Annotated in this window: 20 protein-coding genes; 15 read left to right on the top strand and 5 right to left on the bottom strand. The window is 54.0% G+C overall.

Annotation, left to right across the window (positions count from 1 at the left end; all coding sequences use genetic code 11):
- Positions 1-3 precede the first annotated feature (3 nt).
- On the top strand, positions 4-426 hold the full coding sequence (locus IR195_RS05220) for an OsmC family protein (RefSeq protein WP_125746306.1): 423 nt from the start codon (positions 4-6) through the stop codon (positions 424-426).
- Between the two features lie 393 nt (positions 427-819).
- A complete protein-coding gene (locus IR195_RS05225) occupies positions 820-1785 on the top strand; it encodes a L,D-transpeptidase family protein (RefSeq protein WP_206048953.1) in 966 nt (321 codons plus the stop codon).
- Between the two features lie 6 nt (positions 1786-1791).
- Here IR195_RS05225 and IR195_RS05230 read toward each other — a convergent pair whose 3' ends face one another.
- From IR195_RS05230 to IR195_RS05245, 4 genes are read right to left on the bottom strand one after another with little or no spacing between them, the layout of a single operon-like run.
- On the bottom strand, positions 1792-2460 hold the full coding sequence (locus tag IR195_RS05230) for a response regulator transcription factor (protein WP_206048954.1): 669 nt from the start codon (positions 2458-2460) through the stop codon (positions 1792-1794).
- A gap of 32 nt (positions 2461-2492) precedes the next feature.
- Complete coding sequence (locus IR195_RS05235; protein ID WP_146942647.1) at positions 2493-4025, bottom strand: PAS domain-containing sensor histidine kinase; 1533 nt, start codon at positions 4023-4025, stop codon at positions 2493-2495.
- A 6-nt stretch (positions 4026-4031) separates the two neighbouring features.
- Positions 4032-4721, bottom strand: coding sequence for a 2OG-Fe(II) oxygenase (locus IR195_RS05240; protein WP_125746312.1), 690 nt, complete (start codon positions 4719-4721; stop codon positions 4032-4034).
- Positions 4718-5377 carry a CoA pyrophosphatase gene (locus IR195_RS05245; RefSeq protein ID WP_171880173.1) on the bottom strand — a complete coding sequence of 220 codons (660 nt, stop codon included), beginning with the start codon at positions 5375-5377 and terminating at the stop codon, positions 4718-4720. The genes IR195_RS05240 and IR195_RS05245 overlap by 4 nt, the downstream gene beginning before the upstream one ends.
- Positions 5378-5471: 94 nt before the next feature.
- On the opposite strand from IR195_RS05245, the gene IR195_RS05250 reads away from it, so the two are divergent.
- A complete protein-coding gene (locus tag IR195_RS05250) occupies positions 5472-6029 on the top strand; it encodes an NUDIX hydrolase (RefSeq protein ID WP_089038795.1) in 558 nt (185 codons plus the stop codon).
- Between the two features lie 60 nt (positions 6030-6089).
- Here IR195_RS05250 and IR195_RS05255 read toward each other — a convergent pair whose 3' ends face one another.
- A complete protein-coding gene (locus tag IR195_RS05255; RefSeq protein ID WP_089038794.1) occupies positions 6090-6401 on the bottom strand; it encodes a YqfO family protein in 312 nt (103 codons plus the stop codon).
- 95 nt (positions 6402-6496) lie between these two features.
- Here IR195_RS05255 and IR195_RS05260 point away from each other — a divergent pair, with 95 nt between their 5' ends.
- The 12 genes from IR195_RS05260 to IR195_RS05315 all read left to right on the top strand — a co-directional run bounded on the left by IR195_RS05260 (position 6497) and on the right by IR195_RS05315 (position 19950).
- Positions 6497-7453 (top strand): sugar-binding transcriptional regulator, encoded by a 957-nt coding sequence (locus tag IR195_RS05260; RefSeq protein WP_206048955.1) that lies wholly within the window; start codon positions 6497-6499, stop codon positions 7451-7453.
- Positions 7454-7704: 251 nt separating this feature from the next.
- Positions 7705-9027 carry an ABC transporter substrate-binding protein gene (locus IR195_RS05265; protein ID WP_206048956.1) on the top strand — a complete coding sequence of 441 codons (1323 nt, stop codon included), beginning with the start codon at positions 7705-7707 and terminating at the stop codon, positions 9025-9027.
- Positions 9028-9116: 89 nt separating this feature from the next.
- Complete coding sequence (locus IR195_RS05270) at positions 9117-10007, top strand: carbohydrate ABC transporter permease (RefSeq protein WP_206048957.1); 891 nt, start codon at positions 9117-9119, stop codon at positions 10005-10007.
- A 32-nt stretch (positions 10008-10039) separates the two neighbouring features.
- The gene (locus tag IR195_RS05275) at positions 10040-10894 is read left to right on the top strand and encodes a carbohydrate ABC transporter permease (RefSeq protein WP_089038790.1); all 855 of its coding nucleotides are present in this window, start codon (positions 10040-10042) and stop codon (positions 10892-10894) included.
- A gap of 11 nt (positions 10895-10905) precedes the next feature.
- Positions 10906-12063 (top strand): ABC transporter ATP-binding protein, encoded by a 1158-nt coding sequence (locus IR195_RS05280; RefSeq protein ID WP_206048958.1) that lies wholly within the window; start codon positions 10906-10908, stop codon positions 12061-12063.
- Positions 12060-12758, top strand: coding sequence for an HAD family hydrolase (locus IR195_RS05285; protein WP_206048959.1), 699 nt, complete (start codon positions 12060-12062; stop codon positions 12756-12758). The genes IR195_RS05280 and IR195_RS05285 overlap by 4 nt, the downstream gene beginning before the upstream one ends.
- A complete protein-coding gene (locus tag IR195_RS05290; protein ID WP_206048960.1) occupies positions 12742-13527 on the top strand; it encodes an L-iditol 2-dehydrogenase in 786 nt (261 codons plus the stop codon). Before IR195_RS05285 ends, IR195_RS05290 begins: the two co-directional genes overlap by 17 nt.
- 7 nt (positions 13528-13534) lie before the next feature.
- Positions 13535-14155 (top strand): nucleoside/nucleotide kinase family protein, encoded by a 621-nt coding sequence (locus IR195_RS05295; protein WP_206048961.1) that lies wholly within the window; start codon positions 13535-13537, stop codon positions 14153-14155.
- A gap of 37 nt (positions 14156-14192) precedes the next feature.
- The gene (locus IR195_RS05300; RefSeq protein ID WP_206048962.1) at positions 14193-15680 is read left to right on the top strand and encodes a mannitol dehydrogenase family protein; all 1488 of its coding nucleotides are present in this window, start codon (positions 14193-14195) and stop codon (positions 15678-15680) included.
- Positions 15680-17164, top strand: a complete 1485-nt coding sequence (xylB, locus tag IR195_RS05305) for a xylulokinase (RefSeq protein WP_206048963.1) — start codon at positions 15680-15682, stop codon at positions 17162-17164. Before IR195_RS05300 ends, xylB begins: the two co-directional genes overlap by 1 nt.
- A gap of 89 nt (positions 17165-17253) precedes the next feature.
- Positions 17254-18099 carry a fructosamine kinase family protein gene (locus tag IR195_RS05310; RefSeq protein ID WP_206048964.1) on the top strand — a complete coding sequence of 282 codons (846 nt, stop codon included), beginning with the start codon at positions 17254-17256 and terminating at the stop codon, positions 18097-18099.
- A 381-nt stretch (positions 18100-18480) separates the two neighbouring features.
- A complete protein-coding gene (locus IR195_RS05315; protein WP_206048965.1) occupies positions 18481-19950 on the top strand; it encodes a TolC family outer membrane protein in 1470 nt (489 codons plus the stop codon).
- Positions 19951-20022 lie beyond the last annotated feature (72 nt).

Below are 20022 nucleotides of genomic sequence, written 5' to 3' on the forward strand. Positions count from 1 at the left end.
GCAATGGATAGTAAAGCAAGTGCACGTTGGGAAGGTGGCCTCAAAGATGGTCAAGGCAATGTGGCAACGGAAAGTGGAGCATTGGATGCGAGCTATTCGTTCAAACAGCGCTTTGAAGGAGCACCCGGCACCACCCCGGAAGAGTTAATTGGTGCTGCTCATGCAAGCTGTTTCTCAATGGCGCTTTCGATGATTCTTGGCGAGAAAGGTTTTACCGCTGATGCTATTGATACCAATGCGCGTGTAACGCTTTCACAAAGTGCCGATGGTTTCGATATTTCCAGTATTCATTTGGACGTTGTGGCCAGCGTAAGCGGTGCCGATGACGCAGCCTTTCAAGAAGCCGCCGAAACGGCTAAAGCAAACTGCCCTGTTTCCAAAGTATTAAATGCGGACATAACCATGGAAGCAACTTTAAAGGGGTGATTCGAACGCCAGATAACGCCGAAAAGCGCTGCACATACATGCAGCGCTTTTTTGTGGCATTTTTCTGGGTGCGTAAGAGCCGATTTAAGTATTTATAAAAGGCGTTTATGAAAGATAGATGCTATGCACTGTCTAGCAATGCTAATGAAGCACGAATAGTTAAGATCAAATTAAATGGACATCAGCGTCAAACCAAGACGTGTTAGATTTATTAATAAACGTTAAAATTGCTCTCAATGAAACGCCTCGCTCACGCTGGGCGTTGAGTCTACTGCGACAGTCTGTCGAATTGACCCGCTCAGATCGCTTGTTCATATTCGTACGCAAATTTCCCCCACAGCAGCCTGTTCAACATCAGGTAGCACCTTGGGGCTATATAATAAAGGAGACCCCATGACAGTTGCCGCACGGTATCAAACGCTTCGACAGGTCAAAAAATTGTGGGCTAGCAGTGTCGCTCTGGGAGCTTGGTTGTTTGCATCCAGTGCTGTTGCCAGTGAGAGTGAATTACCCAAAGGCCACTTTTTACTTCCTGATGAGGGGAATATGGTGGGCGAGGTTTATACGGTCACGGCGAAAAAAGAGGATACCCTGCTCGACATCGCTCGCGAGCATAATGTGGGTTACGAAGAGATTCGCATGGCCAACCCGGATACCAGTATTTGGATACCAGGCGAAGGTACTGAGGTGACAATACCTGGCCAATATATTCTGCCAGACGAGCCGCGTATGGGTATTGTGATTAATGTTGCTGAGCTTAGGCTTTACTATTACCCAGAGGTAGAAGAGGGCAAGGCACCGCGGGTCGAAACGTATCCTATTGGAATTGGTCGCGATGCGTTCAATACGCCGCTGGGCATTACTAAGACCACTATGCGCCTTGAGAACCCTGCGTGGTATCCACCTGAATCTATTCGCCGAGAAGCTGCTGAGCGCGGTGATCCTGCGCCCGCAGTTGTTCCACCAGGTGAAGATAACCCGTTAGGGCAATACGCTATTTTGCTGGATATCCCTGGCTACTTAATTCATGGCACTAATCAGCCCGACGGTGTTGGCATGCGCGCTAGCCGGGGCTGTATTCGGATGCACCCAGAAGATATTGAATCGGTATTTTGGCGTATTCCAGTCGGCACGCAGGTAAACATTATCGACAGCCCCGTCAAAGTGGGTTGGGGGAGTAACGAAAATGCCTATGTTCAAGCTTTTACGCCCACGGATGAACAGAGTTTTGGGATGGAAACGCTGTTAGAAGTGGTTAGCCTAATTGAGGCACACGAAGGTGATGAGCACGGCATTGATTACGAACAGGTGCGTAATGTGCTGGAAAAAGCCAATGGTCAGGTTGTGCCACTTAGCTAAGCCGTTTTAGCTAGGCCGTTCGCTATCAATAGGGGAGGCGCTGAGCGAGGAAACGAGCTCCAGCGCCACCGCTTGCCGCACCAGTTCTGCCAAATTTGCAGCGTGCATGGCCTTCATGGCTCTTAACCGATAGACCTCGACGGTTTTTCCGCTAATCTCCATGTGCTCGGCAATTTCACGACTGGTCATTCCTTCTGCTACATGAATCACAATGCGCTGCTCTTTCGGGCGTAGCGATTGGTAACGTGCTCGCAGCATTGCCAATTGCTGCTGAGCGCGCTGCTGTTGATGAGCGCTGCCCAACGCCTGTTGCACGCTGTCAATCAGCTGCTGGTGGTTAAACGGCTTTTCAATAAAATCAAATGCGCCGTTCTTTAGTGCAGCCACTGCCATAGGGACATCGCCATGCCCCGTCATCATAATGACCGGTAGGGTAGCGCCTTGATCAACCAACTGCTGCTGCACTTGCAGTCCACTCATGCCTGGCATGCGCACATCAAGCAGCAGCGCGCCCAGCTTATCGTGCTGGCTCGCTAAGAATTGTTCGCCGTCATGAAACGCTTGGGCGGTTAAGCCGACGGACTCAAGCAGCCAAACCAGCGATTCACGCAATGCTTGATCATCATCAACCACTGCAATGGTGGCGGTAGGCTGTGGTTCAACACTGCTGGTCATTACTGGCCCCTGTTGATGCACTGATTGCGCAATCAGACTGTTTCTGTGCGAAGTATTATGTCAAAGCATGCGCCTTTCGCGCTTTGCTGGGGGCGCAGAGTCAGCGCTCCACCCATGCTTTCGATTAGCGAACGGCTAATTGCCAACCCCATTCCCAATCCTTCATCGCGGGTGGTGAAAAAGGCATCAAAAATGGTGTCTTGATGATCTGGCGCTACACCCAGACCTTGATCTTCAACGCTAAGGGTCAGCTGCCGGTTGCCGCTTTTTTGCGCTGAAACGATGACCTGATCGGCACCAGGAACATCACGGCTAGCGGTTAGCGCATTGAGCAATAGGTTAACGATTACTTGCTCAAGGGCAATAGGGTCCGCATAAATACGTGGCAGCCCGTGGGGCAATTGCTGGGTAAGCTGAACAGAGGCCTGCTTATACTGCCAGTCGCACAGTTGAAAGGCGGCGGCAATGACGTGCTCAAGTACCAGGGGCTTGGCACAGTGGCTGCGCTTACGCACAAAGCTGCGCATATGGCGGAGTCGTTGGGCGAGACGCTGTACTTGCTCATCAATGCGAGCCAGTGGCAGCTGTAGCTCGCTGGCGGGCAAGTTGGGCGTATGCGTTGTTTTCAAAAGGGCGCCACTGGCGTAATTGGCGATGGCACCAAGGGGTTGATTGAGTTCATGGGCAATATTAGACGCAAGCTCTCCGGCGGCGGCTAACCGATTGGCATGGGCAATTTGTTCTTGGTGCCGACGAGCCTGGGCTTCGGCGGCTTTACGCACGCTAATATCGCGATTAATTAAGGCAAAGTGCCCAGGTTCCGCCCCGCGGCTGCGGTGGGTAAGCACGACGCTGAGCACAGGAACCGAGCCGTTTGTGCTGAGCATTTCCAGCTCGCCGCTCCACGAGCCATAGCGTTCTACCGCCGGAAAGACGACCTGTTCCAGCAGCGCCAACGAGTCAGTGTGGTAAAGCGCTGACAGAGCAACTTGCATGGCATCGCGCGGGAGTGAAAAACAGCGCCGAGCTGCTTCATTGGCGCTGAAGATATGGTGGTTAGGCCCTAAAAAAAGTACGTAGTCAGTGGTAGATTCGACCACCTGCGCTAAACGCTCTCTTGTGGCTTCGGCATGGACTCGGCGGCTCACATCCCGAGAGACGCATAAAATATCAATTAGCTCGCCTGTGGCAGCATCTCGGCGGGTTCGGCTGGTGGTTTCAAACCAGATGTAGTGACCTGCCTTAGCCCGAAAGCGATAGGTTTGCTGATAAAAACCGTCGTGATAGTAGACCCGGGGGGATTTGTTCAGCAGATCACTTAGATCGGCAGGATGAAACAGCTGATAGGCCGATACGCCAATCAGCTCTTCGGGTTCATAGCCGAGTAAATCTCGCGCCGCTTGAGAGGCATATAAAAAAGTACCGTCGCGGGCATGGCGAGATATCAAGTCAGTGGTACTTTCAGCCAGCCACTGATAGTGACGCTTCTCTTCTTCCAGCGCTGCATTTTGTGCTTCTAGGGCTTTGATTCTGGCGCTTAATGTGGCTTCGTTACTGGTGTCCATAGTGTTTCAGCGGGCCGGGTCTAGCACGCCACCCAGCGAGGCGTTGCGCCTAAACCAGCCAGCGATGCTGGCGCGCGGGTGCTGGGTTGGCAACACCTCGTGGGGTATGGTTTCGGATAAAAAACAGGCGAACGTACCTGCTTCAGGCACTACGCGGGCAACCTCCTGAGAAGGGGTATCGGGGTGATAAATGACCATCTCTCCGCCGCCATCCAAGGGCCAGTCAGGATTTAAGTAACCAACGGTTGAAATAACCCGGTTAGCTCGTCCTCGAAAACTGTCTAAGTGGCGTTGATAAAATGCACCTGGCGGGTAGTGGGCAAAGTGAGCTTCATACTCAAACAATCCTAGGAAAAGCGCTTGATTGAGCGACAGTTGGAGTTCTGCCATGGCGTCAAGGTAGCGACGCTGGGCTGCGCTTTCTCTATCCAACCAATGAATGGCATCGCCGCGAATATCTTTGCGAAGGTGATGTTCCTTGCCGCGGCCAATGCCGGCCTCATCAAGCACATCGTGTTCGGCCATATGGTTCAGCTCTCGGTGCAGCGCTTGGCAAAGATCAAGGTCTATCACGTTGTTACCCACGTACCAGCCTTGCTCAACGAGCGCATCAACCAGGGCAAGATGGGCAATAGGGTTGATCGCTGGAGGGCTACTGCTATTGGGTAAAGAGTTTGGCGCTGCAGAGGCAATCATTTCATGGTTCTCTTCGTCGGCATGCTAGCTGCTTTTGGTAGGCGACTGCTTCTCTCTGGGTAGTGCCGTAACGCCCCTGGTGGGCGCTGGTAAAGGTCAATTGACATGCCAAACCCTTCTGCCAGTAGTTCTACCAGCATCATGGCAGAAAGCCCCCAGATCACGTGGCCATCGACATGGTAGCTAGGTACGTAGTGAGCAACGCCATCTACCGTTATTACATCGGTGTGGGTGCGCTTGTCGTCTAGAAAGTGACGGAGTGGCACTTCAAAAATGGTGTCTAGTTCTGAGGGATCTGCTACCAACGGCAAATCTGGCGGAATAATGCCGACCCATGGCGTGACGCGGATGCCATGTAGCGAAATAACGTCTGATAACCTTCCCAAGGGTTGTACTAAAGAGGGCGCTAGCGCAATCTCTTCTTGTGCCTCGCGAAGAGCCGTAGCATAGAGGTCAGTATCAGAGGCTTCGCGTTTGCCACCGGGAAAGGCGACCTGGCCACTGTGAGTGCTGAGGTGGCTCGCTCGCCGTGTAAACAGCAGCGTGGGCGATGGACGCTCAACAATAGGCATTAGTACGGCAGCCTCAGGCATGGCAACGTGGTCTAGCCGTTGGGGGGAGTGCTGTTGCAGTTGTTTGCGCAGTTTCTCTAACATAGGGTTTCCATTTACTTTGTTCTCTTTTACCCAGCAGCGGTTATTGACGTCAAGTACGTTAAAGCCTTGCCCCATCAGCCGTAGAGAAAACGCGATGAATTTTTGTAGTCAGTGTGGTGAAAAAGTCCGTTTTGCTGTTCCTGAAGGCGATGACCGCTCGCGCTATTTATGCGATGCCTGCGGCACTATTCATTACCAGAATCCGCGTATTGTGGCGGGTACGCTGCCGGTGATTGACGATAAAATATTGCTGTGTAAACGGGCGATTTCTCCGCGCAAAGGGTATTGGACGCTACCCGCGGGCTATATGGAAAACGCCGAAACCACTCAGCAGGCTGCCGCACGCGAGACCTGGGAGGAGGCCGTTGCAGAGGTCAAGCTGGAGGGGTTATATACGCTCATTGATCTGCCTCATATCAATCAAGTGTATATGATTTTTCGTGCAGAGCTTCTCGGTGGTTTTAGCGCAGGCCCTGAAAGCTTGGAAGTAGCGCTGTTCGAAGAGCATGAAATTCCTTGGGACGAGCTTGCTTTTCCAACGATTGAGCGCACGTTACAGCACTTTTATGAAGACCGTAAAAATGCCCACTACCCGCTGCACATCAGCTCAATTACCCCTGAAGACAGAGAGCGATATTTTGGCAGCGCCTAAGTTTTATTGCTGTTTAGGCGTTGCTCGCCACGTGGTCTTCTAGCGCCTTGTATTGCTGAATTACAGGTCGGCCAATTGCCAAACATCATAGGCCACCTCTTCATAGGGGTGGGCTAACTTCAATGCCGCAATCGCTGCCCGTATATACTCATCGCGGCAAACAAGCTCCACCTTCACTTCTTCGACAGTTTCAAGTGATCCTACGTGTCCAATATGGGGGTGCGCACCCTCTAGCGGGCGGAACTGGCCGGTACCGCGGGTTTGAAAACAGCAGGCTTCATAATCACCAAGTCGGCCAGCGCCTGTCTCAAAGACCGCTTCTTTAACACTCTCGGCATCTTCAACGGGAACAAAAAAAGCAAGCTTGTACATAGTCAACTTTATCCTTATTAATAAACGATGGCGCAAGAGCCCTAGTGAAGGCGTTGTGCGACAATATTTCAAATTATAGGGCAGTGAGTGTGTCAATGGATAAGTTTGAGGTGAAGCTTGATCAGGCGGCCAGAGCCGCTTGGATGTCTTATGTCGGTGGTATGACTCAGGATGAAATTGCCAACCAGTTAGGGGTTTCTCGACCCGGTGTCCAGCGCCTGTTAGCGCTCGCAAGGCAAGAAGGGTTGGTAAAGGTCCATATTGACCATCCTATTTCTACCTGTATGACATTAGGCAGCGTGCTTCGCGATCATTTTGGCTTGGCATATTGCGATGTTGTGCCCGCCGATAGCCAGGCACCTGAAAATGCTGCGTATTATTTAGCTGTTGCAGGTGCTGAGCGGATGGCTCGTTTGGTGGAGCGCAGCGATCCATTAACGCTGTCTTTGGGGACTGGGCGCTCGGTTAGGGCTGCGGTAGAGGCTCTTAGCCGTATTGAGCGGCCCCAACATCGCTTTGTTTCTTTGGTGGGTAATGTTGCCAGGGATGGTTCGGCTAACCGCTACGACGCGGTCATGCTGCTGGCGGATAAAACGGGTGGCGAGCGCTTTTTACTACCTGCACCCGTGGTAGCGGAGTCGTTAGTCGAGAAAGAGGCCATGCTGACACAGCGCCTGTTTAAAGCGATTGCCGATGTGGCGAGAGAATCTGAAGCTGCCTTTATTGGGGTCGGCAGAATCGATCGGCAAGCCACGCTGTTTCAAGACCACTTCATCAGCGAAAGTGAGTTAGATGAGCTATTGAGCCTTAAAGCGGTAGGTGAGTTGCTGGGCTGGCCGCTTAACGATCAGGGCGAGGTGATTGATTGCTCAATAACACGGCGAGTGACCAGCTTGCCTCTAGAGCGGTTCGGTAAGCATCTTATGGTGGCAATAGCGGGTGGGCACGATAAAGCGCCCGCCATACGGGCAGCATTGCGAGGAGGCTGGTTAAAAGGATTGATAACGGATGAAATTGCGGCGAGACAAATCGTTAACACTATTGCTCAATGAATTATAGCGCAGTGCAACATGCAAATAGCTGAATGAATTAGCATAAAGTCTAAAAGAGTAGGCTTTGCTTTTTTTTGGCTTTCGTACGATCATTTGATCGATGATTGATCAATTTGATCAAATTGACTGCGGTGCCAATAGCTACATTGCCAATAATCACAGTCCTTAATAACGACAGCCCTAATAACGACAGTTCCAGTAATCGCTGTGCCGATAAAAACAATACCAATATTTGCCAAGAGGAAAGCTGTATGCGTCTTGCCCGTCATTTACCCGTCACGACCCTAGCGGCCGCTATTGCGGTAGCTGGCCAAGCCCACGCTCAAACAGAAATCACCGTTGCCACGGTAAACAATAACGATATGGTCATCATGCAGAGCCTGACCGATGCCTTTGAGCAAGCGCACCCGGATATCACTCTGGACTGGGTCGTGCTTGAGGAGAATGTGCTGCGTCAGCGTATGACCACGGATATTGCCACCGGTGGCGGGCAGTTCGATGTGATGACTATCGGTACTTATGAAGTGCCCATCTGGGCAGATCGTGGCTGGCTTGAGCCGCTGGAAAACTTGCCCGATGACTACAATGAAGATGATTTACTGGCATCGGTACGCGATGGCCTAAGCCTAGATGGCACGCTGCACGCCCTGCCGTTCTACGCGGAAAGCTCCATGATGTACTACCGCACCGACCTGTTTGAGCAGGCTGGCATCGAGATGCCAGCGCAGCCAACCTGGGAGCAGGTGCGCGACTGGGCCGAGCAGTTACACGGTAGCGAAGAGAACCTGGCAGGTATTTGCTTGCGCGGTAAGCCGGGGTGGGGCGAGAACATGGCCTTTGTCTCGACGCTGGTGAACACGTTTGGCGGCCGCTGGTTTGATGAGCAGTGGAACCCGAAGCTTAACTCTGAGGCCTGGAACAATGCGCTTGCGTTCTATGTTGACCTGCTAAGCAACTACGGTCCGCCCGGTGCCAGCTCCAACGGCTTTAACGAAAACCTAGCGCTCTTTTCTCGTGGGAACTGCGCTATGTGGGTTGATGCCACCTCGGCAGCAGGCAAACTCTACGACGAAAACGAGTCTGACGTAGCAGGTACGCTAGGTTTTGCGCCAGCACCCATCGCCAAAACCCCTAAAGGCTCTCATTGGCTGTGGTCCTGGGCGCTGGCGATTCCCGCTTCCTCTGAGCACAAAGAAGCAGCACAGGAATTCATTACCTGGGCGACTTCACAGGAGTACATCGAGCTTGTTGGTGAAACGAACGGCTGGACCAGCGTGCCGCCGGGGACTCGTGAATCCACCTATGCCAACGAGCAGTACGTTGATGCCGCGCCCTTTGCTGATTTTGTGCTTAACGCCATACAAGAAGCTGATCCTACCGACTCCAGCCTAGAGCCAACCCCCTATGTCGGCGTTCAGTTTGTAGGTATTCCAGAGTTCCAGTCGATTGGTACGCAAGTGGGCCAAACGATTGCCGCCGCCCTGACCGGTGACACCTCAGTAGCTCAGGCGCTTGATAGCGCTCAGCGAGCCACCGAGCGCACCATGCAGCGGGCAGGCTACATCGAACGTTAATGCACTCTTACGTCTGCCCGGTTATGTCGGTTATGTGGGCAGGCGTATTTCAGTGGTTCTAGCAGGTCTGTTTTCTTGTAGGTGTTTCCATGAATAGAACACGTGCTTCTGGCCGAACGGTCGGTGGGCTAAGAACGCTTTCGCTTCAAGCGCCCGCGGTATCGCTGCTGCTGCTCTGGATGATCGTGCCCTTGGGCATGACGATCTGGTTCTCTTTTCAGCGCTATAACTTACTCATGCCAGGGATGACCGGCTTCGCCGGGCTGGAAAACTATGAATACTTGCTGACTGACCCTGCGTTATGGTCGGCGATGGGCACCACCCTATTACTGGTAGGGTCGGTACTGGTGGTTACCGTGGTGGGTGGCACGCTGCTCGCGGTGCTGTTTCAGCAGGAGTTTGCGGGGCGTGGTATCGCCCGCGTGCTGGCGATTTCTCCCTTCTTTGTCATGCCAACGGTGAGTGCGCTGGTATGGAAAAACATGATGATGCACCCCTCTAATGGGGTACTAGCGTGGCTGGCGCAGTCGCTAGGGCTGCCTGCACTGGACTGGTTCTCATCGCTACCACTGCCGTCCATCATCATTATTGTGTCGTGGCAGTGGCTGCCGTTTGCACTATTGATCCTGCTCACCGCCATGCAGTCGCTGGATGAAGACCAGGTGGAAGCAGCGCGCATGGATGGTGCTGGGCCACTGGCGATTTTCTTCTTCATTACGCTGCCGCACCTAAAGCGTGCCATCAGCGTGGTGATCATGATTGAAATGATCTTCTTGCTGACGATTTTTGCCGAGATTTTTGTCACCACCTCCGGCGGGCCGGGACTCGCGACCACTAACTTAGCCTATTTGATCTATATCCAAGCGCTACTGGATTTCGATGTGGGCTTGGCCTCAGCGGGTGGGGTGATCGCCATCATTCTCGCCAATATCGTCGCGATTTTCCTTGTCCGTATGGTCGCTAAGAACTTAGAAGACTAACCCCGGTGACAGGGCGTCTTGGGAGCATTTCAATGACACTTCATCGTAATAGCGTCGCGCCAGCTAACGCTCGCTCGTTGCCCATCAGGCAACTGGTCTTAACTCTAGTGGGCTGGTCGATTGCCCTGATTATCTTTTTTCCCATCTTGTGGATGGTGCTGACCGGATTTAAAACCGAAACGGCAGCGATTGCAGATCCAAGCTTTATCTTTTCCCCCACGCTTGAGAGCTATCAAGCCGTTCAGGCACGCTCGGGCTATGCGCGTTTTGCGCTAAACAGCGTCGTCGTGGCGTTTGGCTCGACTTTTTTAGCACTGCTGATTGCCATTCCATCGGCGTATGCCATGGCCTTTTTGCCGACTAAGCGCACCAAGGGCACGCTGCTCTGGATGCTGTCTACCAAAATGCTGCCACCTGTCGGTGTCTTGGTACCTATCTATTTGATTTTCCGAGATGTGGGGTTGTTGGATACCCGTACCGGGCTAATCATTATTTACACCCTGATGAATCTGCCCATCGTGGTATGGATGCTCTACACCTTCTTCAAGGATATGCCCAAAGACATTCTGGAAGCCGGCAGGATGGACGGCGCGTCCACTCTGCAGGAGGTATTTTTCCTGCTGCTGCCGCTAACGTTGCCGGGCATCGCCTCTACCGGGCTGCTTTCAGTGATTTTGAGCTGGAACGAAGCGTTCTGGAGTCTCAACTTGACCTCGTCGAAAGCGGCACCGCTGACCGCTTATATTGCCTCGTTCTCAAGCCCTGAAGGGCTATTCTGGGCCAAGCTTTCAGCGGCTTCCACCATGGCAATCGCCCCCATCCTGATCCTCGGCTGGATGACCCAAAAACAAATGGTGCGCGGCCTGACCTTTGGCGCCGTCAAGTAAAGGAGTTCCCCATGGCAACCTTACAACTGAAGAACATTATCAAACAGTTTGGCGACACCAAGGTCATCAAAGGCATTGATCTCGAGGTGAACGACCGTGAGTTCGTGGTGTTTGTTGGCCCTTCGGGCTGTGGTAAATCCACGCTGATGCGCATGATCGCGGGCTTGGAGAGTGCAAGCGACGGCGACATTCTGATCGATGGTAAGCGAATAAACGATGTGGGCCCCGCCGACCGAGGCTTGGCCATGGTATTCCAGAGCTATGCGCTGTACCCGCACATGACGGTTGAGGGCAACATGGGCTTCAGCATGCGCCTGGCTGGAGTGCCCAAAGAGGAGCGCCGCGCCAAAGTGCTGGAGGCGGCCAAAATTCTGCAGCTGGAGCCGCTATTAGATCGTAAGCCTAAAGCGCTCTCCGGTGGACAACGCCAGCGGGTAGCGATTGGCCGGGCGATTGTGCGTAACCCTAGTATCTTCCTGTTTGACGAGCCGCTCTCCAACTTGGATGCGGCGTTGCGGGTGCAGATGCGCATTGAGCTGGCACGTCTGCATGAAGAACTAGATGCCACGATGATTTACGTCACCCATGATCAGATAGAAGCCATGACCATGGCCGATAAAATCGTTGTACTACACGATGGCGTGGTGGAGCAGGTGGGCTCGCCAATGGCGCTCTATCACCATCCGCGCAATCGCTTTGTGGCAGGCTTTATTGGCTCACCGAAGATGAATTTTCTACCGGTGACGTTGACCGACGTAACGTCTGAAGGCGTAGCGATTCGTCTGCCCGGCGGCGGTGAGCGCAGCGTGCCGGTCGACGGTGGGCACCTGGATACTAACGCCACTCTTGAGCTGGGTGTTCGCCCAGAACACTTGGTCCTTGATGAGCAGGGGCCGCTGAGTGGGAAGATAAAAGTGCTTGAGCGCCTCGGCGGTCAAACCTCGCTCTACGTTCAAATGGACGATGAGCTGATCACTATTATGGCTGATGGCGATGTGGCCTACCGGGTCAATGATAGCGTGCGTTTTGGTTTTGCCCCCGAGCGCGCCCATCTGTTTGACGCAAGCGGGCTCGCCCTACCTAGCCTGCAGCAGCACCCGCTAGCAAGCCTGACCCGTCAAGATAATCGCGCGGCTACGGAACCTGCCTCTCCAGGGGAGCAGGTATGAAAGCGCTGATTTTTGATTGTGACGGCGTCCTGGTGGATAGCGAAGCACTCGCTGAAGAGACTCTGGAAATCCACCTTGGGCAGTGGCTACCGGATCTGGATATCCCAACACTACTTAGCCAAGCCCTGGGTATGACGACGGCCAATATCCTCCAGCACCTGGAACAGTTAAGCCGTCACTTGTTGCCGCCCGATGCCGCTGAGCTGGTTGATAGCGCCATTGAGGCGCGCTTGGCGAGGGAGTTAACCGCCATTGCAGGGGTGCATGCAGCCGTCAGCGGCATCGACTTACCTAAGGCTGTGGTCTCGAACAGCCGCCGTTGTCGCGTACTGGCATCGCTCGCCACGACCCAACTGGACGGCGCGCTGGGCGATGTGCCGATTTTCACCGCTGAGCAGGTCGAAAACCCCAAACCGGACCCCGCTATTTATCACTTGGCGGCCAGTTCTCTTGGCTGCTCACCCAGCCGCTGTCTGGTGGTAGAAGATAGCGTGGCAGGGGTAACCGCTGCTTATGCTGCAGGCATGCGAGTGATTGGTTTTGTGGGGGCAAGTCATGTTGATGAACAGCAGTCCTCACGGCTACTGGCGGCGGGCGCTTGGCGAATTTTGCCCCATATGCGCGGACTTCACGCTTTAGTAGACGAGTGGCAATCCCATTTGCAAGGACAAGATAACAATGAAACTGCTCAATAAACGCGCCGTCATCACAGGCGGTGCCCGGGGTATCGGTTTAGCCATTGCTCAGCGCTATCTCGCCGAAGGGGCGAAGGTCATTGTGGCCGACATCGATGCCAGCGCCATCGACGATGCACTCGCCACGCTGCAACAAGACGCTAGCGCCGAGCGCGTGATGGGGGTCGTGCTGAACGTGTGCGACCAAGCCTCTATCAACGCCATGGTGGCGAGCGTTACCGAGCGATTTGGCGGGATCGATATTTTAGTCAATAACGCCGCGGTGTTTGATATGGCACCGGTGCTCGAGGTGACAGAGGCTAGCTTTGACAAGCAGTTTGCGGTGAATGCCAAGGGGCTATTTTTTACCCTGCAGACCGTGGCTCGCGCCATGGTGGCACAAGGCCAAGGGGGGAAAATTATTAATATGTCGTCTCAGGCAGGCCGACGGGGAGAGCCACTCGTCAGCGTTTACTGTGCGAGTAAAGCCGCTGTGATTAGCCTGACCCAGTCCTGTGGGCTGGATTTGATCAAGCACCGTATTAACGTGAACGGCATTGCACCGGGGGTAGTGGATACGCCGATGTGGGAAGAAGTCGATGCACTGTTTGCACGCTATGAGAACCGACCGCTGGGCGAGAAAAAGCGTTTGGTGGGCGAGTCTGTACCCTTTGGGCGTATGGGATTGCCGGAAGACCACACGGGGGCCGCCGTGTTTCTTGCTAGTCAGGATAGTGACTATGTCGTTGCCCAGACGCTCAACGTCGATGGTGGCAACTGGATGAGTTGATACGCCTATGACCCCTGATCTTGTTTCGTTAAGCCACCAACTGTTGGATGCCGCTAAAGGCAAAGCACGCTTTATGGTTGCCCTGGCGGGCCCACCTGGAGCAGGAAAGTCTTATCGCAGCGGGCTGTTATGCGATGCCATTAATCAGCAGCGGCCAGGGCAGGCAGCCGTGGTGCCGATGGATGGCTACCACTTCGATAACGCCGTGCTAGGTGATGAGCAGCTGCCAGTGAAAGGCGCGCCGCACACTTTCGATGTTGATGGCTTACACCATGACTTAGTGCGCATTCGTCGCGCCGACCAATCGGTAGCGGTGCCGGTGTTTGACCGGCCGCTGGATCTCGCTCGAGCTGCAGGGCGGTTGATTACTCCAGCGCAGCGCATTGTGATTGTGGAAGGTAATTACCTGCTGTTGGATCAAGAGCCCTGGCGGGCGCTGCACAAGCTGTTCGACTGGACGCTGTTTATCGATGTGGACGATGCCGTACTGGTTGAGCGGTTGGTGAATCGTTGGCTGTGTATGGGCCAAGATCATATCGGCGCCCTTGAGCGCGCTCATCAAAAAGACATGCTTAACGCTGAACTTGTAAAAAACGGCAGCGTGCCCGCTGACCAGCGCTGGCGCTAGGACGCGGCGTGGCTAACAAATGACCCGGAGAGTGACGATGACCCAGCTTAATAATCACAACATGGGTGCCCTCAGCGCGGCGGTTGAGACGCCTACTTATGATCGGCAGGCCGTGACGCCAGGCATTGTGCATATTGGCGTCGGTGGTTTTCATCGTGCCCATCAAGCGATGTACCTGGATGCGCTAATGAATCAGGGTGAGGCGTTTGAATGGGGCATTGTGGGAGTGGGGGTAATGCCCGGCGATAAGCGTATGCAGCAGGCCCTTGCTGCGCAAGACTGCCTCTATACGCTCGTAGTGAAGCACCCCGACGGCGAGTATCAGCCCCGTGTGATCGGCAGTATGGTGGATTACCTATTTGCGCCGGAAGACCCCGAAGCGGTGATCGAAAAAATGGCCGATCCCAGCATCAAGATTGTGTCGCTCACCGTGACGGAAGGTGGCTACAACTTCCATCCAGTGACCGGAGAATTCAATCTGGATTCTCCACAGGTGCGTGATGATCTCGCCCATCCAGAGCAGCCTTCCACCAGCTTCGGCTTAGTGGTGGAAGCTCTGGTTCGCCGCCGGGCGCGAGGCATTGCACCTTTTACGGTGATGTCCTGCGACAATATTCAAGGTAACGGTGACGTGGCCAAACGCATGTTCAGTGCCTACGCTCGTGCTCGCAGCGCAGGGCTTGGCGAGTGGTTAGCTGCCGAAGTGGCGTTTCCCAATGCCATGGTGGATCGTATCACACCAGTGACAGCGCTTACGGATATTGAAGAGCTGGCCCAGCGGTTTGATGTAGAAGATGCCTGGCCAGTGGTATGCGAGCCCTTCAGCCAATGGGTGTTGGAAGATCACTTTCCCCTGGGTCGCCCGGCGCTTGAGAAGGCAGGCGTGCAACTTGTCGATGATGTAGAGCCTTATGAGCTGATGAAACTGCGCCTGCTCAATGCCAGCCATCAGGCGCTTGCTTACTTTGGCTATCTGGCAGGCTACCGTTACGCCCATGAAGTGTGCCAAGACCCGCTGTTTGTCGAGTTTTTGCTGGGCTATATGCGTGAAGAGGGCACGCCTACGCTGGCGCCAGTGCCAGGAGTAGATTTAGAAACCTATCGGCTGACCCTGATTGAACGCTTCGCCAACCCGCAAATTAAAGACACTCTGGCACGACTCTGTGCTGAAAGCTCTGATCGTATTCCCAAATGGCTCGTGCCGGTGATTCGCCAGCAACTTTCTCAGGGGGGGGAGATTGAACGTAGCGCCGCCGTGGTCGCCAGCTGGGCACGTTACGCTGAAGGCGTCGATGAGCAGGGAGAGGCTATTGATATCGTGGACCGTCTGCGTGAGCCATTGATGGCTATTGCCACTAACAACCGCACGAACCCCGCTGCGTTTGTCGAGAACCGCGAGCTGTTTGGCGACTTGGCTGACCAGCCTCGCTTTCTAAACGCTTACCTAAAGTCATTGACGTCGCTGCATGAACGGGGAGCACAGGCTACTCTTGAGGCTCTGGTCGCGTCCAAAGGAACGTTGTGATGTATATCGGGGTAGATTGCGGTACGCAGAGTACCAAAGTCGTGGTGGTAGATGTGGAGCGTGGCGTCATCCTGGGTGAAGGCAGTCGTCCTCATAGCCTAGACGAGGGAGAGCATGGCCGCCGGGAGCAGGCGCCAGCAGAGTGGCTGGCAGCGCTCAAAGGAGCTTTTTTTCAAGCGCTTGAGCGTGCTGGCATTGATGCCAAGCAGGTGCGGGGGATTGGCGTTTCCGGACAGCAGCACGGCATGGTGGCACTGGATGCGGATGGTGTGCCGGTGTATCCCGCCAAACTGTGGTGCGATACCGAAACCAGTACTCAAAACAGCGATTTAGTCGACCGACTTGGCGGTGACGCGGGCTGCCTGGAGAAGCTGGGTCTGGTGTTACAAACTGGTTATACCGCGTCTAAAGTGGCGTGGCTGCGGAAGCATCATCCTGATGCCTACCAGCGTATAGCCACTCTGCTACTGCCCCACGACTACCTCAACTTCTGGCTGACTGGTGAGCGGGTCACTGAGGCGGGTGATGCGTCGGGCACCGGTTATTTCGATACCCGTGCCCAATGCTGGCAGAAAGAGGTATTTGCAGCCATTGCGCCGGAACTTGACCCAGACCGTGTGTTGCCTCGTCTTATCCAGGCGCACGAGCCAGCAGGGCGAGTGCGCCCGCTAGTGGCGAAAGAGTTGGGGCTTCATGATGATGTGGTGGTGTCTTCTGGCGGCGGCGACAACATGCTGGGCGCAATTGGCACCGGTAATATTACTCAGGGGCTGGTAACGCTTAGTTTAGGGACCTCCGGCACGGTGTGCGCTTATTCACCTAATTCGGTGGTGTGCGACAGCGCTATGGTGGCCAACTTCTGTGCCAGTCACGGTGGCTGGCTGCCGTTAATCTGCACTATGAACGTTACCTCTGCGACTACCCGCGTGCGTGAGCTGTTTGGACTGGATTTAGCTACCTTCAGTGAGCAGGTGGCAAGCGCCCCGGTTGGGGCCGAGGGAGTGGTTGTGCTGCCGTTTTTTAACGGCGAACGGGTACCGATGCTGCCCAATGCGACGGGTGATTTTCTTGGTTTGACCAGCCTTAATATGACTCAAGCTAACCTCTGTCGAGGGGTGATGGAAGGTGCTACCTTTGGCCTGCGCTATGGCTTGGAACTGTTAGGTGATCTAGCTACCGACACCAGCCAAATTAGGCTGATAGGCGGCGGCGCCAAGAGCCCGGTTTGGCGGCAAATGGTGGCTGACATTACTAATACCCAGGTAATCTGCCCAGAGATTACCGATGCCGCTGCGTTAGGGGCGGCCATTCAAGCGGCTTGGTGCGATTTACACCAGGAGGGTGTGACCCTGGCATCGCTTTGTGAGCGCTTGGTGCACCTGGATGCTGCTTCCCTTGCCGACCCTGATGCTGGCCGTGTTACTGCTTATGAGGCGATTTATCAGCGTTATCGCGAGGCGCTTGCTCAGCGTCATAGCGTTTAATAATGCGGATTGCCTAGAAAGATATTGCTTTGCCTTGTACCGTTTAAGGAGAGATGCGGAGAGTACATGCACCTTGAGCGGAGGAAGTCATGGATGCCGTTTTGCGCGATCTGCTAGATACGCTGGGATTAACCCCTACTGATAAGCTTCAGCCACTCAGTGGCGGTGATATAGCGGCTGTTTACGCCTTGACTACCCGCCAAGGGCAAGTCGTTATCAAACACGACGATTCCGCGCGATTGCTTGGCGAAGCAGAAGGGCTCCGCGCGCTCAAGGGGGCGGGCACTTCATTAGTGATACCTGAGGTGCTAGGAGAGACGCTGGGGTGGCTGGTGATAGAGTCACTCGATACCCAACCCGCAAACACCCAAAGTAGCGTCGCTTTAGGCGAAGGGCTGCGTGAGCTGCATGGTGTGATAAGTGATGCCCATGGCTGGCATCAGGACAATGCGTGTGGGCGTACGCCCCAACCTAACTCCCCACTGGCAGATGGCCGTGCGTTTCAGCGCGAACGGCGTCTACTGCCTCTTACTCAAACTTGTTATCAGCAGGGCCTGCTGGATGGCACGTTGCGCCGCCGTGTTGAACACCAAGCAGAGCAACTAGAAACATGGCTGCCAGATTCGTCTGCCAGCCTTATTCATGGTGACCTATGGTCGGGCAATGTGCTGACAACCACTAGAGGGCCGGCACTGATCGACCCTGCTGTTTACCGCCATTATCCTGATGTTGATGTGGCTATGCTCACCCTGTTTGGATCGCCTGATGTGCCTTTTTTTGATGCTTACTGGAACGGCGATAAGCCAATCGACTGGCCAAGACGCGAAGCGCTGTTTCAGCTTTATCCATTGCTTAACCATCTACTGTTATTTGGCTCAGGGTATCGCAGTGCCGTTGAACGCTGCGTGGCAGTGTTGGAAGCTTTTGAGAGTTAATGGGGTAGCGTTTTTGACAGAATAATCATAATTATTGTGCTGTTTTTCTCGCTTTATTAGCTATCTGCCTGGATTGCCAATCACTGCCGCATATTGTTGAGAGACTCAAACGCTCCCTTGAGTTAGCACGCCACTACATTAGCTGTAACATGGTTCACTTACGATTCGAGTGGGTAATAGAAGCGTAAAAAGCTGCAAGCTCATGGGGCTTTGGACTAAGGTAATAGAGAGTCTTGTGGAGTGTGGTGATCTATACGTGACGCTGTTCATATATTTAGGTTAAGTTCAAGCCTAGCATACATACATGAATGTAACTATAATGCCACCCTTCAGAATGGCTATCATTATCGTCACCCTACGTTGACACCTAGAGGCAATCCCATGCGACTGGCACACTGGGCAGTCAATGCCCCTTTTCGTCCCCTGCTATTAGCAGTGCTGACATCTTCTTTCGTCCTGCCCGCTCAAGCGGCAGATTTAGTCAATATCACTCGCGATGCGCTTAACAACAACGCTGCCTTGGCCTCTGCACGTGCTGAATTTTCAAGTGTTGAAGCGGCAAGCGATGTGGCAAGTGGCGCGCTGTTGCCTCAGGTAAATGCCTCTGGCAATGTCGTCCATAACCAGCAGTACGAAAGCCAGTCCTCCTCTAGAGCCGGGCAGAGTGCTGGTGCCGGTTCTAATGCGGCGGGTGTCAGCGATGATCGCTACAACACCGCGTCATTAACACTTGAGGCGACCCAGGCACTCTTCAATGCTGTCACACGTGAGGAAGTGAATCAGGCTGAACGTCAGATTGACCAACAAGTGTACTTATTGGCCGCCACTGAGCAGCAGTTGCTGATTGATGTCGCGAGCGCTTATTTCGATATTTTGCGTGCCCACGAAGTGCTCGAGGCGCGTTTAGCTCAAGAGCGTGCGATTGGCCGCCAGCTTGAGCAGGCTCGAGAGCAGTTTGAAGTTGGCCTCATTGCCATCACTGAAGTAGAGGAAGCTCGGGCGAGCTTTGATCAATCCCGCGCTGATCGCATAGCAGCAGAGAGTAATCTTCAGGTGGCATTTGAGGTGCTTGAACAACTGACTGGGCAGCGTTACGCCAGTATCGACGCGCTGGGCGACAGTATGCCGATTGCTCTGCCAACTCCCACGGATCGTAACTATTGGGTAGAACAAGCCATTGAGCGTAACCCGCAGGTATTAGCGCAGCAGGCAGGCATTGAGCTTTCCCGCGTAGGCGTCGAGCTGGCGCGTGCCGGGCGTATGCCGACTGTTCAGGCATTTGCTAACTACCAGTACTCGGATAGCGATAGTGATTTGGTGAGTGGCTACAACACATCAAGTCAAGTGGGTGTCTCGGCGAACTTACCTATTTATACCGGTGGCAGCACCAGCGCCCGTATTCGCCAAGGCACCTTCCAGCTGGAAAGTAGCCAATACAATTACGAGTCCCAACGCCGCACTACTATCCAACAAGTGCGTTCGCTCTATACCCAGGTTAGTAACAACGTCGATACCGTTGAGGCTCGTCAGCAGGCAATCGTCTCTAACCGTAGTGCTTTAGAAGCTACCCGTGCCGGTTATGAAGTAGGCACACGTAATATCGTGGACGTGTTGAATGCTGAACAAAGCCTCTATAACGCTATCGCCAACTATGCTGAAGCACGTTATGACTATGTGGTCAATTTGCTCTCACTGCGTCAGCAGGCAGGCTTGTTAGACGTTGAGGCGATTGAAGAAGTCAATGCGTGGCTAACGGGAGATGAGGTGAACTTCACCCTGCCTGAGGGTGGCGACCCCGACGCCTACCAGCGGGCTATGGATATTGGCGCTCCACCCACGCCGGGTGCGTAAGTTAGCGAGTTGTTAGTTTTTTAGCACATTAACCAACCACACGCTGCGCTGCTATCCGTCAATGTTGCAAAG

This window comes from Vreelandella venusta (assembly GCF_015689495.1).
In the GTDB taxonomy this organism is placed as follows: Bacteria; Pseudomonadota; Gammaproteobacteria; order Pseudomonadales; family Halomonadaceae; genus Vreelandella; species Vreelandella venusta.